Here is a 15,753-nt window from a genome sequence, read left to right on the forward strand (position 1 = left end):
CCTTGTCGTCGTCGGTCCTGTTCAGAACCAGTGGTACTCGGCGCACAGCCGATGGGCGACCCGATCGAAGGTCTTCCGCGGCAACACGGCGCCCTCGCGGCGAATGCCCGCCTCGGGCACGTCCAGCACCCGGTCCAGCCGCACCCAACTCGGCCGCCCGGCGTAATCCCAAGGCCCAGAACCGATCTCGATCCAATGACGATCGTGACCGCGTTCCGGATTGGACGAGAGCATAAGCCCCAGCAACGTTTTCCGCTCCCGCCCCACCACCAGCACCGGCCGATCCTTGCCGTTGTGCGGATCCTCCTCGAAAGGCACCCAGGTCCAGACGATCTCACCGGGATCCGCCCGCCCGTCCAACTGCGGGCAATACACGACCTGCCGAGCCCGCTCCCGCGTCGGCACCGGCGTCGACGCCGTCGGCCGCACCGCCACCACCGGCGCCTTCCGCCGCCCCAGCGCCCGTTCCCACACCGGCGACCGCTGCACCCGCCCGACCAGCTTCGGCGCCTGCTTCTTGACGATCTTGGGCCCCTGCTCCCTGGCAATGGTCCCCAACTGCTTGCCGAGAGAACTCCACGCACTGGCCATGAGTCGGACTATATCGGCGCAAGCACGCAAACTCACCCCACCCCAACCCCTTTGCGCGAGGGGCGAAATTGCCAACCCGGAACTTCCTCCGACCCGTCCCGAGCCGAGATGCCCCAGACCACAAACCAGCGGTGCTGTGCCCGAGATCTCCTGGCAACCCCGTCGACCGGCCCCCGGGAGGAGGGCCGTTTCAACTCCGCCGACGCTTGCCCATAAGCTGAAACACAAGCGAGCGGCCCCCGCCTCCCCCAACGGTTTGCGGCGCGGCTCGGTTTTCGGTGGCCGCCGCGCAAGCGACGAAGGAGCAAGCGGCGGCCGCCGAAAACCGAGCCATAGGGCGCCGCAAACCCGCCGTGGCGGAGCCGCGGCAATCGAACACCGCAAACCCGCGACGCCGGAGGCGGCGCAATCAGAGAGAGGGTGGAGTGCCTAGCTTCGCCGATACGACGTTCACCGATCCCGCGCGGATCCGGAACTTCTGCATCATCGCCCACATCGACCACGGGAAATCCACCCTGGCCGACCGCATGCTGCAGCTGACCGGCGTGGTCGAGGAGCGGCAGATGCGCGCGCAGTACCTGGACCGGATGGATATCGAGCGGGAGCGCGGTATCACCATCAAGGCCCAGAACGTCCGGCTGCCGTGGTCGGTCGACGGCGACGACTACGTGATGCACCTGATCGATACTCCGGGCCACGTCGACTTCACCTACGAGGTGTCGCGGGCGCTCGAGGCGTGTGAGGGCGCGGTGCTGCTGGTCGACGCGGCGCAGGGGATCGAGGCGCAGACGCTGGCCAATCTGTATCTGGCACTGGACAAGGATCTGGAGGTCATCCCGGTCCTCAACAAGATCGATCTGCCGGCCGCCGATCCGGATCGCTACGCCGCGGAGCTCGCCCACATCGTGGGTTGTGAGCCGGAGGATGTGCTGCGGGTGTCCGGCAAGACCGGCGTGGGCGTGCCGGAGCTGCTGAACACCGTGATCGAGAAGGTTCCGGCGCCGGTGGGTGCGTCCGACGCCCCGGCCCGCGCGATGATCTTCGATTCGGTCTACGACACCTATCGGGGCGTGGTCACCTACGTCCGCGTGGTGGACGGCAAGCTCACGCCGCGCGAGAAGATCAAGATGATGTCGACCGGCGCGACGCACGAACTGCTGGAAATCGGGATCGTCTCCCCGGAGCCGAAGCCGACGCAGGGTCTCGGTGTCGGTGAGGTCGGTTATCTCATCACCGGTGTGAAGGATGTGCGTCAGTCGAAGGTCGGCGACACGGTGACCTTCGCGCGCGGCGGTGCCGCCGAACCACTCACCGGTTACCGCGAGCCGTCGCCGATGGTGTTCTCGGGCCTGTATCCGGTGGACGGCTCGGACTATCCGGATCTGCGTGACGCGCTGGACAAGTTGCAGCTCAACGATGCCGCGCTGACCTATCAGCCGGAGACGTCGGTGGCGCTGGGCTTCGGTTTCCGCTGCGGGTTCCTGGGCCTGCTGCACATGGAGATCACCCGCGAGCGGTTGCAGCGCGAATTCGATCTGGATCTGATCTCCACCGCGCCCAACGTGATCTACCGGGTGGTCATGGAGGACGGCACGGAGCACGTCGTCACCAATCCCTCGTATTGGCCGGAGGGCAAGTCGCGGGCGGTGTACGAGCCGATCGTGAAGGTCACCATCATCTCGCCGAGCGAATTCATCGGTTCGATCATGGAGCTGTGCCAGTCGCGGCGCGGCGAGCTGGGCGGCATGGACTATCTGTCGGAAACCCGCGTCGAGATGCGGTACACGCTGCCGATGGCGGAGATCATCTTCGATTTCTTCGATTCGCTGAAGTCGCGCACGCGCGGTTACGCCAGCCTCGACTACGAGGAGGCCGGCGAGCAGGAGGCCGACCTGGTGAAGGTGGACATCCTGCTGCAGGGCGAGGCGGTCGACGCGTTCTCGGCGATCGTGCACCGCGACGCGGCGCAGGCCTACGGTCGGCGGATGACCGAGAAGCTCAAGGAGCTGATCCCGCGTCAGCAGTTCGAGGTGCCGATTCAGGCGGCGGTCGGGTCGAAGGTCATCGCCCGCGAGAACATTCGCGCGATTCGCAAGGACGTGCTCGCCAAATGCTATGGCGGCGATATCAGCCGCAAGCGCAAGCTGCTGGAGAAGCAGAAGGAGGGCAAGAAGCGCATGAAGACCATCGGTCGGGTCGATGTGCCGCAGGAGGCCTTCGTGGCGGCGCTTTCCACGGAGTCGTCGACGGATAAGTCGAAGGGAAAGTAGCGGCGCGTTCGCGCTGGTCTGAGCGTGTGACCGGTTGGTATTGCCCGTTGATCTTGGGGCTTTCATACTGAAACCAGCACTGCCAGGATGTGGAGCGCACCGGCGTATGGTCGGTTCCCGTTCGGCGGTTCGAAGACGGCCGTGCCGACCGGGCCCAAAGGATGTGACAGGCCGGTTGTCCGGAAATAAGGTGTAAAGCGATCTGAATTGGCAACACCACCGTTCGGTTCGGACACCGAACACCTGAGAGCGGAGCTTGTATGACGCGTGACCTGCCCATCGAGGACGACGATCCGGGCGCGGGCGATCACGCGGGAGACGCCGCATATCGTGTCGCCACCGGCGTCGCGCGGGTGGCGCGGGCGGGCGCGTATGTCACCGGCGGTGCGCTGATCGCCTCCAACGGCTCCCCGGCGCCCACCAACGAGTCGCACACCAGCCGCATCACGGGCCTGGTTCCCGACGATCCGCAGCCCGACGCGCCCAGCCCGGTGGTGACCTATCCGGATCCGGATCCGGATTCCGTGCCGCCCCCGGTGCTCGGCAAGCCCGCGCCGGCCGAGCCCGCCGCCCCGCACCAGTGGACTCCGCCGCAGGACGGCGGCTTCGGGATGTCCACGCCGGACGGCTCGTTCAACGGGGGCGGATACTGGTACTCGGTCCCGACGGGTGACGGATATTCGCCGTCGGTGTCGTCGGGCGGTTCCGGGGGGCAGGCGCCCGGCGGGTCGCACGGTTCGGGTCAGTCCACGATGCCCGACTACGGCGATTCCGGTTCGCTGCCGTTCGGCTCGCTCAGCGATCCCGGTTTCGGGCTGCCGGGCCTGCCGGGCTTCAGTGACGAGGGCTTCGACCTGCCCGGTTATCTGACGCATCCGACCAGCTCCACGGTCGGCGACGTCGCCTCGACCGGTCGCGTGCTGCCCGACGACGAGGACGGGCACTGGTTCGGGCCGTTCGACGCCCACCCGCATCCGACGGGCGCGTTCGGGCACGGCCTCGGCCTGCCCGGCACCTACGGTCTCAATCTCCCGGGCATGAACGGGCTGGGAGCCAACGGCTTCGGCCTGCCCGACGGCACCACCGACACCGGCCACGCGTTCGACGGGATCGGCGACGGCCACATGATCGGCGTGTTTTTCGACACCCAAGCGACCCTCGACGCCCACATCGGTCTCGACGGCATCTGGGTGACCGGCGGCGCCCAGGTCGACATAGTCGTCGGGGATGTCGGTCACCAACTCGACCACTACAGCGACTGGCTCGGCGGCGTCGCCAACCCGTCGACCCCCGGCGACGGCCCTTTGCTGCCCGGCCTCCGCTCCCACGCCCCCGGCACGTCACTAGATCCCACTGCCATCGGCGTCCCGCAAACCACGGATACGCACATCGGTCCGGCAGCTGCTGCCCACCCGGAGGCCGGACCGGGTTCCATGATCCCCGGTTCGCACGGCGCGCAGTTCGCCGGTCCAGTGGGCGCGCAAGAGGCTGGTTCGGCAGGCGCACAGGTCACGGGTATCGACGGACACACCGGTCCCGCAGCGTTCGGTGCGCAGCCGGGCACCCCGTCGGGTTCCGCGATCCCCGGTTCGCACGGTATCGGCGCGCAGGGTACGGGTACCGACGTGCACGGTGGTCCGGTGGCGGCTGGTGTGCAACCGGGGGCCGGATCGGGTTCCGTGATCCCGGGTTCGCATGGATTGCCGTCCGGTCCCGAAGGTGCGCAAGTCGCCGGTTCCGGTGTGCATGCCGCCGGTCGGGAGGGTGCGCAGTCTGCTGGTTCGGGTACACATGTCGCTGGCGCTGGGAGTGCGCAGCCTGTCGTGGGTGCGCAGTCCGCTGGTCCGGGTGTGCAGCCCGTTGGCGCGATGGGTGCCGCGCCCGCGGTGGGTAGTGCCCCCGGGGTAGGTGCGCCTGCGGTGGGTGGTGCGCCCGGGCTAGGTGCGCCCGCGGTGGGTGGTGCGCCCGCGGTGGGTAGTGCCCCCGGGGTAGGTGCGCCCGCGGTGGGTGGTGCGCCTGTCCCGGTTGCGGGTGGCCCTGCGGGGGTTCCCGCGCCCCTGGCCGCCGCTCCCGCTCCCATGCCCGCTGTGGCGCCCGCGCCTATGCCGAATGTCGCTGTGGCACAACCCATTACCACCGCGCCCGCGCCTATCGCGGCTCCGCCGGCTCCGGTGCCTCCGCCCGCGCCGGTCATCGCTCAGCCCGTTGTCGTGACACCGCTGCAGAACACCGTTCAGCCGGAGATGGTCGCGCACCCGGTCGGCAATGTCCTGTTCGCGCATCCCGGTTCGGTGCCGTTGACCGTGCCCGTCGTTGCCGGGCCGGCACTGTCCGAACGCGGTCCGGACCACGCCGGGTATCCGGGTTCGACTCGCCCGCACGAGGATTCGCCGGTGTCGTCGACGCCCACGCAGGCGTTGACGGGCAGCTCCGCGCCGTCGACCATGCCGCATGTCGGTCCGACCACTCCCGGCGGCACGTCGTCGCACAGCACCGACCCCAGCGCGCCGGGCCTGCCGATCTTCGGGCCGGGACGGTCCACCACGGTCGTGCCGACCACGGAGCCGGGCACCACCAAACCCGACCCGTCGACGCCGGACAACACCAGGCCGGGAACGTCCACGAACCCGAGCGGGACCAGGGACACGGACCCCACCAGCGTCACCCCCACGGTCACCTTGCCGCGCGACACGGACTCCGATCAGCCCGCGGGCGGCACGCACCGGCCCACCCCGTCCGACGGCGACGAGCCGACCGCGACGCTCCCGACGCACGACGGCTCGGGTCACGAACCCACCCGCGACATGCCCTCGCACGAACCGACCGGGTCCGCCCCCACTACCATGCCCAGTCATGCTCCGACGGTTCCCAGCATCAGCAAGCCGGTGCAGCCGGATCCCGGCGACAGCGGTGGCGTCGCGACCCACACGCAGCCGATGACCCAGCCGCACACGGTGAAGCCGCCGACGACCATCGACCCGGCGCCCAACGGCGTGCACCCGGTGAAACCGATGTCGTACCAGTCGGATTCGGCCGACGCCGCGGCCTGGCCGGTGAGCCTGTCCGGCGGCGACCACCACGCGCTGTCCGGCACCCTGCTGCCCGGCCCGACCGGCGCGGAATTCGATCACCCGGTGCTGCACCCCGTCACCGACCACCACATCATGCTGTGACCGGAACGGCCGCAGTGGAATCCGCCGCCGCCAAGCATCCGGACGCGATGGCGCCGCTGCTCGGACTGCTCGACGACCTGCTCGAACAGACCCGTACCGCGGGTCGGGCCGACCTGTCCGCCCGGCTGGGCATGGCCCGCGCGCGGGTGGCCGATCCCCGGGTGCGCCTGGTCGTGGTCGGCGAGCCGAAGAACGGCATGAGCACGCTGGTCAACGGCCTGGTCGGGACGGCGGTCAGCCCGACCGACAGCCCGATCAGCGTGCCCGCGATCGCCGAGTACGGTCCGCGGCCGACGGCGACCCTGGTCCGCGCGATCGGCGGCGGACGCACCGAACGCCAGTCCGTCGACCCCCTCGACCCGGGCCCGGCACTCGCCGCCGCGGATGTCATCCGCGCGGAGTTCACCGAGCCCAGCCCGCTGCTGGCCGAGGGCTTCGTGGTGATGGACGCGCCCGGCGCACCCGCCGACACCCCGACCACTTGGTCACTGATCGCGGCCGCCGACGCCGCGCTGTACGTCGCCGACGCCGGGGCGGAGTACACGCCCGACCAGATCGCGTTGCTGCAGCGCATCCAGCAGGTCTGCCCGACGGTGATCTGCGTGCTCAACAAGATCGATCGGTACCCGTACTGGGCGCGGGTGCAGCAGCGCAACCGGGAACTGCTGGACGCGGCCGGGCTCGGATTCGCCGTCGCGCCCATCTCCGCCGAACTGCACCTGCGGGCCGCCGGCGATCAGCGCCGCGACCTCGAGTCGGGCGTGCCGCAACTGCTGGATCACCTGCGCGAGTACGTGCTTGCGCGCGCCGACGCGGTGGCCCGCGAGGCCGCGGTCCGCGACATCCGCACCATCACCGACCACCTCGCGATGGCGCTGCGCACCGAGGCCGAGACGCTGCGCGACCCGCGCCGCCGCAGCGCGCTCACCGAACAACTGCGCACCGCCCGCGCCGACGCCGACGAACTGCGGCAGCGCTCGGCGAACTGGCAGGTCACCCTGGCCGACGGCTGTTCGGAGCTGATGGCCGACATCGAACACGACCTGCGGCACCGGCTGCGCACGCTGATCCGGGAGGCCGAGTCGGAGATCGGCAAGCGCGACCCGGCCCGTCGCTGGCAGGAGTTCGGCGCCGACCTGGACGCCCGCATCTGCGAGGCGGTCGAGGAGAACTTCGTCATCGCGCACTACCGCTCGATCGAACTGGCCGAGCAGGTGTCGGAGAAGTTCCCGCACACCGAATGGGATGTGCCGCTGCCGGACATGCGGCTGGAGAATCCGGGCGAGGTACTCGAGCCGGTGGCGTCGCTGGAACCGCTGGGCAGCGCGAAAGTCAGTGTGACCCAATCGGTTCTGAACGCCATGCGGGGCTCCTACGGCGGCCTGCTGATGGTCGGCGTGCTCACCCAGTTGCTGAATCTTCCTCTGGTGAACTGGTATTCGGGTGCGGCCGCGGCGGCGCTCGGTATCAACGCGGTGTGGGAGGACCGCAAGATGCGCCGGGACCGTCGCCAGTCCGAGGCGAAGGTGGCCGTGGCGCGGCTGATGGACGACGTCATCTTCCAGGTCAGCAAGGAATCCCGGTTCCGGCTGCGCAACGTGCAGCGCACCCTGCGCGACCATTTCACCGAGATCGCCAATCAGACCCTGCGCACGGTCGACGAATCGCTGCGCGCCGCCGAGGAGGCCGCCGCCGTGCACTCCCCGGAGAGCCGCGACCGCCGCCTCACCGAGATCGAGAAGACCCTGGTCCGCCTCCGCGATATCCGCGAACGCGCCGACGCCGCCTAGTCCGCGGCGACCCGATCCGGGTGCTGCCGACAGGCTGGTGAGGTAAGTTACCTGGCCGAACGTGTTGTCGCGGGATGGAGTCGTTGTGCGCACCAAACTCGTTGCCGGTCTGCCGGTCGCCCTGTTATTGGGTTCCGCGGTGGCCGTGGTGGTCGCCCCGGAGGCCGCCGCCGTACCGACCTACAGTTGCACGGCCCAGGGTTACGACGGTCAGCAGTTGGAGTCCGTCGTCGTGGAGGCTCGCAACGGCACCTCCCAGGCGCGTTTGCGGGCGCGCCCGGAATGGCGTGGGCAAGCCAAGTTCGACACGATCAAGTGCACGCCGACGGGCGGGCAGTCGCCGACCGACCGCTAGGGCTCAAGCGGTCCGGTGCGCCGGATGGAATTCGCCCGCGCCGACCGTCTCCTCCGCCCGGATCACGTGCATGACGGCGTTGATCAGCGCCAGATGCGTGAAGGCCTGCGGGTAGTTCCCCAGATGCCGCCCCGATCTCGGATCGATCTCCTCGGCGTAGAGCTTGAGCGGGCTCGAATAGCCCAGCAGCCGCTCCAGCAGATGCCGCGCGCGCTGCACCTCGCCGATCTCCACCAGCGCCGACACCAGCCAGAACGAACAGATGGTGAAGGTGCCCTCCTTTCCGCTCAGACCGTCGTCGGTGGATTCGGTGCGATACCGCAGCACCAAGCCCTGCTCGGTGAGATCGTCGGCGATCGCCAGCACGGTCTTGCGCACCCGGGCGTCGTCGGGCGGGAGGAATCGCAGCAGGGGGACCAGCAGCAGTGAGGCGTCCAGGGTGTCGCCCCCGTAGGTCTGGGTGAAGACGCCGTCGGCGTTGACGCCGTTGTCGAGGATGTCGGCGTGGATCTCCGCGGCGATGTCGTGCCATTTCTCGGCGTAGTCGTATTCGCCGTGCATCTCGGCCAGTTTCGCGCCGCGGTCCAGCGCCACCCAGCACATCACCTTCGACGAGGTGAAGTGCCGGGGTTCGCCGCGCACCTCCCACAGGCTGCGGTCGGGCTCGCGCCAGTGCTCGATCGCGGCCCGCACCTGCCGCTCCAGGATCGGCCACAGCGATTCCGGCACCTGCTGGCGCGACTTCACGTGCAGGTACACCGAATCCAGGATGGTGCCCCAGATGTCGTGCTGATCCTGCTGGTAGGCGTCGTTGCCGATGCGGACCGGCTGCGCGCCGTCGTAACCGTGCAGATGCCCGAGTTCGTATTCGGTGATCTCACGTTCGCCGCCGATGCCGTAGAGCACCTGTAGCGGCAGGGTGTCCCCGTTGTCGCTGTTGGCGACGTCGTAGAGGAAGGCGAAGAAGTCGTCGGCCTCGCGGTTGAGGCCCAGCGTGTAGAGGCCCCACAGGGCGAAGGTGGAGTCGCGCACCCAGCTGTAGCGGTAGTCCCAGTTGCGTTCGCCCCCAGGGGTTTCCGGCAGCGACGTGGTGGCGGCCGCGAGCAGGGCCCCGGTCGGCGCGTAGGTGAGGCCCTTCAAGGTGAGCGCGCTGCGCTGGAGGTAGCCGCGCCACTCGTGGTCCGGAAACTTCCCGAGCGTGATCCATTGGCGCCAGTACTCGGTCGTTGCCCACATCTTCTGCGCGGCCTCGGCGAAGGTGCGCGGCGGCGGCAGCGGCGACCAGGACAGCGCCACGAACACCTCGTCGCCCTCCTGCATGCGCGTGCGGGCCTGCGCCGATCGCCCCTCCAGCCCCAGCCGCATATCGGTGGTGAGGGTGAGTTCGGGCGCGCCCGGAACGTCCGCGCAGCTGGCGGTCGCCTGCTCGTACACCTGCCCCGTGTAGGCCCAGGAGGCCACGCCGCGGTGATAGTCGAAGGACGGTTCGCAGGTCAGCTCCAACTCGACCACACCGTTCACACATTTCACCGTGCGCAGCAAAATATGCTCGGCATCCCAATCCCGCGGCGTACGCCGATAGGTCCGACTGCGCTTGTCGTTGTTGTGCCACGGCCCGAGCACCAGCGCATCGCGGACGATCAACCACCCCGTCTCGGTCTGCCAGGTCGTCTCCACGATCATCCCGCCCGGCAGATAGCGCCGAGCCGCCGGCACATTCACCCCATACGGCCCCACCCGAAAATGCCCCGCACTCCGATCCAGCATCGCCCCGAACACACTGGGCGAATCCGGCCGCGGCAAACACATCCACTCCACAGCCCCATTACGCGCAACCAGACAACTGGTCTCACAATCCGACAAGAACGCGTAGTCATCGATAGGCGGATACGCCGACCGATGCGAGCCCCCCGACCCTCCCGGAATGAACCCCCCAGCAAGCGAAACATCCACCACATCCTCCAACGCATCCCGCGGAACAGCAGGTTCCAACGGCTGCCCCACCCCCGCCACACCACTGATCGGCTCATCAAAGGACGACATAAACCCATCATCACGCCCCACCACCCCCACGTCCACAGCCCCCTCTCATCCACCCCCTCCCGCCCTCTCCCACCCCCTCTCGCCCTCTCACCCTCTCCCACCTCCTCTCGCCCTCTCACCCCCTCTCGCCTCCCCACCCCCTCTCGCCCTCCCACCCGCCAAACGCACCCCCTCCGCCAAAAACCTCCCCTGTAGCCCGCCAACCCCGTAAGTTTTCGGCGCGTCTCGGTTTTCGGGTGCCGCTGCAAAGCGACGAAGGAGCCAGCAGCGGCACCCGAAAACCGAGACCAAGGGCGCCGAAAACCCGCCGAAGCGAAGCGAAGGCCAAAAACACAGCCATCCCCTCCCAACCCAGCCACACACCCGAGGACATAAGCTGAACCCCGTGCATCGCATAGCAGGCTGGTGGGACGGTTTCGAACTCTGGGTAGCAGGCCTCCCCTTCCTTCCCCAATTCCTGGTCGTAATGATCGGAGCCCTCCCCGCCAGCTTCGCCATAGCCCTGCTCCTCGACCGCACCCTCCGCGTCGTCCTACGGTTGCTGGGCCGAGACCGCTCCGCACCCGCCGACAGCAGCCGACACCGCCCCCCCATGCACGAGGAGGCCGCCTAATGCCCCGTTCTCGCGTGCAATTAGCCCTGGTCGCACTCCTGCTGCTACTGATCGTCGCCTGGCTGCTGACCCGCTGAGGTACTGTGCACGGCATGTCAACCGATGAGGAATTCGCGGAGATCGCGCAGTTGCTGGACTCCGACGAGCTCGACGAGGGACCGCGCGTTCTCGCCACCCACTACGCGTCTCCGGAGGAGGCCGTGGAGATGGTGCGGGCCGCTCAGGTGCTCGGCTTGGGCGTGCGGCTGCACAACCAGCTGCGGGTCGAGGAGACCAACGAGGACGGCGAGGAGTCGGCCACCGAGGAGTGGATCCTCGACCTGCTCGAGAGCCCGCCCGAGGTCGAGGACGAGTGACCGGCTGACGCCGAGTCCCGTACAGCCCCAACCATTTTCGTATTGTTCGACATCTGTTCACCCACTTCCTGACCCACGGTGCTCGCCGCGGCGCCGACATCGCGTCCGAGGTCGCGCACCGTGCGGATCAGGGGTTTCTTCGATGGCTCGCCGTTCCGGAAAGCTGCGTCGGATACGGTCCGGACTGGTCATTTGGTTCCTCCGGTTCGTTTTCGATTGATTAGCGGGCAGTCATTCTGCTCTGCTACAGTTCCCCCGTGTCATCGAGTGTTTTGCCGCAGGTCCGCCATGAGTTGGCGTTGATCGCAGTCGGCTGCCTCGTGGTCGCGGACATTCACTGTCGCTGAGCGCGCGCGGTGACGCTCGCGCTGGGTCGGCTCCCTTAGACTTGCCGACGCACCTTTCAGAGCGTTTCCGTCGTGGCGGCCCCTCGGGTCGGCCGCGCCATTGCCGAATCCCTATGTGCGGCAAAGCGTAGCGGCAAAAGTCGGAGTTTCACCGTCGGGGCCGTGACCGGTACCGGCGGGCACAGGAAGGGTTCACATCCGATGTCTCGCAGCCCGTGGGTCCCGGTCAGGGTGGCGCCGGCCGTCGCGTTGATCGTGCTGGCGGCGGCCGTGCTCAGTGCGTGCAGCGGCGGCGCCAGCGATATTCCCGGCACCAGCGCGGGCGGAGGCAAGGGCGGCACGCTCACCCTGTACGCCTACGCGACCCCGAAGCCGGGATTCGACAAGGTCATCCCGACGTTCAACAAGACCTCGGCCGGGTCGGGAGTGCAGGTGCAGCAGTCCTACGGCGCGTCGGGCGATCAGTCCCGCAAGGTCAAAGACGGCGCTCAGGCCGACGTGGTGAACTTCTCCGTCGAGCCCGACATCACCCGGCTGGTGGATGCGGGCCTGGTCGACCAGAACTGGAACGCCGACGCTCACAAGGGCATCCCGTTCGGTTCGGTGGTCGCGATCGTGGTGCGCAAGGGCAATCCGAAGAACATCAAGACCTGGGACGACCTGTTGAAGCCGGGCGTCGAGGTGGTCACGCCGAATCCGTTCAGCTCCGGATCGGCCAAATGGAACCTGCTCGCCCCGTACGCCGCGAAGAGCGACGGCGGTAAGAACCCGCAGGGCGGCCTCGACTACCTGAGCAAACTGGTCACCCCCGAGCACGTGAAGGTGCAGCCGAAATCCGGCCGCGAGGCCACCGAGACCTTCCTGCAGGGCACCGGCGACGTACTGCTCAGCTACGAGAACGAGGCGATCTTCTCGCAGCGCCAGGGCGACTCGATCGAGTACTCCGTGCCTCCGGTCACCTTCAAGATCGAGAATCCCATCGCGGTGCTGAAGACCAGCCGCAATCTCGAGAAGGCCGTGGCGTTCAAGGACTTTCAGTACACCCCGGCGGGGCAGCGCGCCTGGGCGCAGGCCGGTTTCCGGCCGGTCGACCCCGAGGTGGCGGAGGAATTCAACAAGGACTTCCCGCAGCCGCAGAAATTGTGGACCATCGCGGATCTGGGCGGTTGGAAACAGGTCGACAAGGAGCTGTTCGCGCCCGGCTCCGGCAGTATCGCGGCCATCTATGACAAGGCGACCAAATAGTGAGCGACATCAGTGTCGGCGCCGGGTCTCCCGCGCCGCCGAGAAACAAGGGCGGCCTCCGATCGTGGCTGCGGGTGACCGGCTCGGTCGGACCGCTGAGCATCGCCACGGCCGTGCTCTGGCTGAGCGTGATCGTGCTGCTGCCGCTGGCCGCGCTGACCTTTCATTCCTTCGACAACGGCTGGTCCGGATTCTGGGACGCGGTGACCGCTCCGGCCGCCCTCGACGCGCTGCGCGTCACCGTCCTGGTGTCGGTGGTCGTGGCGCTGCTCAACGTCGTGATGGGCACGCTGGTGGCGTGGGTGCTGGTGCGCGACGACTTCCCCGGTAAGTCCGTGGTGAACGCGCTGATCGACCTGCCTTTCGCGCTGCCGACCATCGTGGCCAGCATCGTGATGCTGTCGCTGTACGGTCCGCAGAGCCCGATCGACGTGCATCTCAACGCGACGCAACCCGGCCTGGTGGTGGCGTTGGCGTTCGTGACGCTGCCGTTCGTGGTGCGCTCGGTGCAGCCGGTGCTGATTGAGGCCGACGCGGAGGTGGAGCAGGCCGCGATCTCGCTGGGCGCCGACAACTGGACCACCTTCCGCCGCATCGTGCTGCCGACGCTGGTGCCCGCCATCATCTCCGGCGGCGGGCTGGCCTTCGCCCGTGCCATCGGCGAGTTCGGGTCGGTGGTGCTGATCGGCGGCAACATTCCCGGCAAGACCCAGGTCGCCTCGCAGTACATCCAGCAGCAGATCGAGGTCGACCGTCCGGTGAACGCGGCGGCGGTGTCGGTGGCGTTGCTGGTGATCTCGTTCGTGACATTGTTGGTGCTGCGGCTGTTCTCGGACCGCAGCGCACGCAAGGAGCAGGCGACGCGATGAAACTGTCTGTCCTCACCCGCTTGTCGCTGCGCACCGTGGCGCTGCTGTATCTGCTGGCCCTGCTCGTGCTGCCGCTGTTGCTCATCCTCTGGCGCAGCTTCGAGAACGGCATCGGCCAGTTCATCGACTGGATCTCCACCCCGGCGGCCATCTCGGCGTTCAACATCTCGATGGTCATCGTGCTGATCGTGGTGCCGCTGAACGTCATCTTCGGCATCGTGACCGCGATCGCGCTGGTGCGCGGGAACTTCCCGGGCCGCACCCTGGTCCAGGGCGTGGTGGATCTGCCGTTCGCGGTGTCGCCGGTGGTCGTCGGTGTCTCACTGATCATGCTGTGGGGCGCGAGCGGCTGGTTCGGCGGCGTGGAGAGCCTGGGCTTCCGGGTCATCTTCGGACTGCCGGGCATGGTGATCGCCACCGTCTTCGTCACGCTGCCCTATGTGGTGCGCGAGGTGGAGCCGGTGCTGCACGAGATCGGCGACGATCAGGAGCAGGCCGCGACGACGCTGGGCGCCTCGCGCTGGCAGACGTTCTGGCGGATCACGCTGCCGGCGATCCGCTGGGGCCTGACCTACGGCATCGTCCTCACGGTGGCCCGGGCGCTGGGCGAATTCGGCGCGGTGATCATGGTCGCCACCGGCCTGCCCGGCGGCGGGCAGACCCTGACCCTACTGGTCAACGCGCGATACATGAACGACCGCAATATCTTCGGTGCCTACTGTGCGGCAACCCTGCTGATGGGCATGGCACTCGTCACTCTTCTTCTCATGACCGTTCTGGAACGTAAGCGGGGCACTGCGAAATGATCACCATGCCGGAGGCAGGAAAATGATTACTGTCACCAATGCCAAGAAGTCCTATGGCACCTTCGCCGCCCTCGACGACGTCAGCATCGAGATTCCCTCGGGCGAGCTGACCGCGCTGCTCGGGCCGTCCGGTTCGGGTAAGTCGACGCTGTTGCGGTCGATCGCCGGATTGGAGTCGCTGGATTCCGGTGTGGTGACCATCGCCGGGCGCGATGTCACCCGGGTGCGGCCGCAGAAGCGGGATATCGGATTCGTCTTCCAGCATTACGCGGCGTTCAAGCACATGACCGTGCGCGACAATGTGGCATTCGGTCTGAAGATTCGCAAGCGGCCCAAGAGCGAGATCGGCAAGCGGGTCGACGAATTGCTCGGCATCGTCGGTCTGGACGGCTTCCAGCACCGCTATCCGGCCCAATTGTCCGGTGGCCAGCGCCAGCGCATGGCCCTGGCCCGGGCGCTGGCCGTGGATCCGCAGGTGCTGCTGCTGGACGAGCCGTTCGGCGCGCTGGACGCCAAGGTCCGCCAGGATCTGCGCAAATGGCTGCGCCGTCTGCACGAGGAAGTGCACGTCACCACCGTGCTGGTCACCCACGACCAGGAGGAGGCCCTGGATGTGGCCGACCGGATCGCGGTGATGAATGCCGGTCGCATCGAACAGGTCGGCAGCCCCGAGGACGTCTACGACCGCCCGGCCAACGATTTCGTCATGTCGTTCCTGGGCGCCGTGGCGAAATTGAACGGGCATCTGGTGCGGCCGCACGATATTCGGATCGGGCGCGACCCCGGCATGGCGCTGGCCGAGCACGAGGGCACCGCCGAATCGGCCGGCGTCACCCGTGCCACCGTGGAGCGGATCGTCCGGCTGGGCTTCGAAGTGCGATTGGAATTGCGCAACGCGGCCACCGGCGATCTGTTCACCGCGCAGGTCACCCGCGGTGACGCCGAGGCGTTGCGGCTGACCGACGGCGAAACGGTCTACGCCCGGGCCACCCGAATTCCTGACCTGTCGGCGCGTTGATGCCTGCTATTGCGCGATCTGCGTGATCACGTTTCGATCATGCTGAAATCACGGGACAACGGTGTGCCGCGCCGCGACACACCGTGAGGAAATAGCGTTCGCATTCGCTTGAATGTGGTCGAATACCACTCATGCGAAACGAGTAATTCCGCTGTCCTTCGGAACGTGCGCTCGTCGGGTCGCGCAGACGCGCGATCGCATAATTCTCGCCCGGTGGAAATTGCCGCCGGGTAGTCCCTGTCACCGCCGTCGCTGCCGTATGTCGACATTGCGAGCA

13 protein-coding genes are annotated in these 15,753 nt (G+C 67.8%); 11 read left to right on the plus strand and 2 right to left on the minus strand.

Annotation, left to right across the window (positions count from 1 at the left end; translation table 11 throughout):
* Positions 1–21: 21 nt before the first annotated feature.
* Positions 22–591: a type II toxin-antitoxin system PemK/MazF family toxin gene (locus ACFMRZ_RS31325; protein ID WP_400181846.1), complete on the minus strand. Its 570-nt coding sequence runs from the start codon at positions 589–591 to the stop codon at positions 22–24.
* Positions 592–1,016: 425 nt separating this feature from the next.
* Between ACFMRZ_RS31325 and lepA the strand changes: the two genes are divergently transcribed.
* From lepA to ACFMRZ_RS31345, 4 genes are all read left to right on the plus strand, one after another.
* Entirely contained in the window at positions 1,017–2,861 is a 1,845-nt protein-coding gene (gene lepA, locus ACFMRZ_RS31330; protein ID WP_400181847.1) for a translation elongation factor 4, read from the plus strand.
* Between the two features lie 260 nt (positions 2,862–3,121).
* A complete protein-coding gene (locus ACFMRZ_RS31335; RefSeq protein ID WP_400181848.1) occupies positions 3,122–6,034 on the plus strand; it encodes a hypothetical protein in 2,913 nt (970 codons plus the stop codon).
* Positions 6,031–7,824, plus strand: a complete 1,794-nt coding sequence (locus tag ACFMRZ_RS31340; RefSeq protein ID WP_280368318.1) for a hypothetical protein — start codon at positions 6,031–6,033, stop codon at positions 7,822–7,824. The genes ACFMRZ_RS31335 and ACFMRZ_RS31340 overlap by 4 nt, the downstream gene beginning before the upstream one ends.
* Positions 7,825–7,909: 85 nt before the next feature.
* The gene (locus ACFMRZ_RS31345; protein ID WP_400181849.1) at positions 7,910–8,179 is read left to right on the plus strand and encodes a hypothetical protein; all 270 of its coding nucleotides are present in this window, start codon (positions 7,910–7,912) and stop codon (positions 8,177–8,179) included.
* 3 nt (positions 8,180–8,182) lie between these two features.
* Here the strand turns inward: ACFMRZ_RS31345 and ACFMRZ_RS31350 are convergent, their stop codons facing one another.
* Positions 8,183–10,222 carry a glycoside hydrolase family 15 protein gene (locus tag ACFMRZ_RS31350; protein ID WP_400181850.1) on the minus strand — a complete coding sequence of 680 codons (2,040 nt, stop codon included), beginning with the start codon at positions 10,220–10,222 and terminating at the stop codon, positions 8,183–8,185.
* Positions 10,223–10,607: 385 nt separating this feature from the next.
* Here ACFMRZ_RS31350 and ACFMRZ_RS31355 point away from each other — a divergent pair, with 385 nt between their 5' ends.
* From ACFMRZ_RS31355 to ACFMRZ_RS31385, 7 genes are all read left to right on the plus strand, one after another.
* Complete coding sequence (locus ACFMRZ_RS31355) at positions 10,608–10,835, plus strand: hypothetical protein (RefSeq protein WP_400181851.1); 228 nt, start codon at positions 10,608–10,610, stop codon at positions 10,833–10,835.
* A gap of 92 nt (positions 10,836–10,927) precedes the next feature.
* Positions 10,928–11,191, plus strand: coding sequence for a hypothetical protein (locus ACFMRZ_RS31360; RefSeq protein ID WP_280275851.1), 264 nt, complete (start codon positions 10,928–10,930; stop codon positions 11,189–11,191).
* Positions 11,192–11,448: 257 nt separating this feature from the next.
* Positions 11,449–11,538, plus strand: coding sequence for an Ms4533A family Cys-rich leader peptide (locus ACFMRZ_RS31365; protein WP_324194030.1), 90 nt, complete (start codon positions 11,449–11,451; stop codon positions 11,536–11,538).
* 201 nt (positions 11,539–11,739) lie between these two features.
* Positions 11,740–12,783, plus strand: coding sequence for a sulfate ABC transporter substrate-binding protein (locus ACFMRZ_RS31370; protein ID WP_400181852.1), 1,044 nt, complete (start codon positions 11,740–11,742; stop codon positions 12,781–12,783).
* A gap of 68 nt (positions 12,784–12,851) precedes the next feature.
* Positions 12,852–13,652 (plus strand): sulfate ABC transporter permease subunit CysT, encoded by an 801-nt coding sequence (cysT, locus tag ACFMRZ_RS31375; RefSeq protein ID WP_400183018.1) that lies wholly within the window; start codon positions 12,852–12,854, stop codon positions 13,650–13,652.
* Complete coding sequence (gene cysW, locus ACFMRZ_RS31380) at positions 13,649–14,458, plus strand: sulfate ABC transporter permease subunit CysW (RefSeq protein ID WP_280275853.1); 810 nt, start codon at positions 13,649–13,651, stop codon at positions 14,456–14,458. The genes cysT and cysW overlap by 4 nt, the downstream gene beginning before the upstream one ends.
* A 22-nt stretch (positions 14,459–14,480) precedes the next feature.
* Positions 14,481–15,476 carry a sulfate ABC transporter ATP-binding protein gene (locus ACFMRZ_RS31385; RefSeq protein ID WP_280275854.1) on the plus strand — a complete coding sequence of 332 codons (996 nt, stop codon included), beginning with the start codon at positions 14,481–14,483 and terminating at the stop codon, positions 15,474–15,476.
* Positions 15,477–15,753: the final 277 nt, after the last annotated feature.

This window comes from Nocardia sp. N2S4-5 (assembly GCF_044628355.1).
In the GTDB taxonomy this organism is placed as follows: Bacteria; Actinomycetota; Actinomycetes; order Mycobacteriales; family Mycobacteriaceae; genus Nocardia; species Nocardia wallacei_B.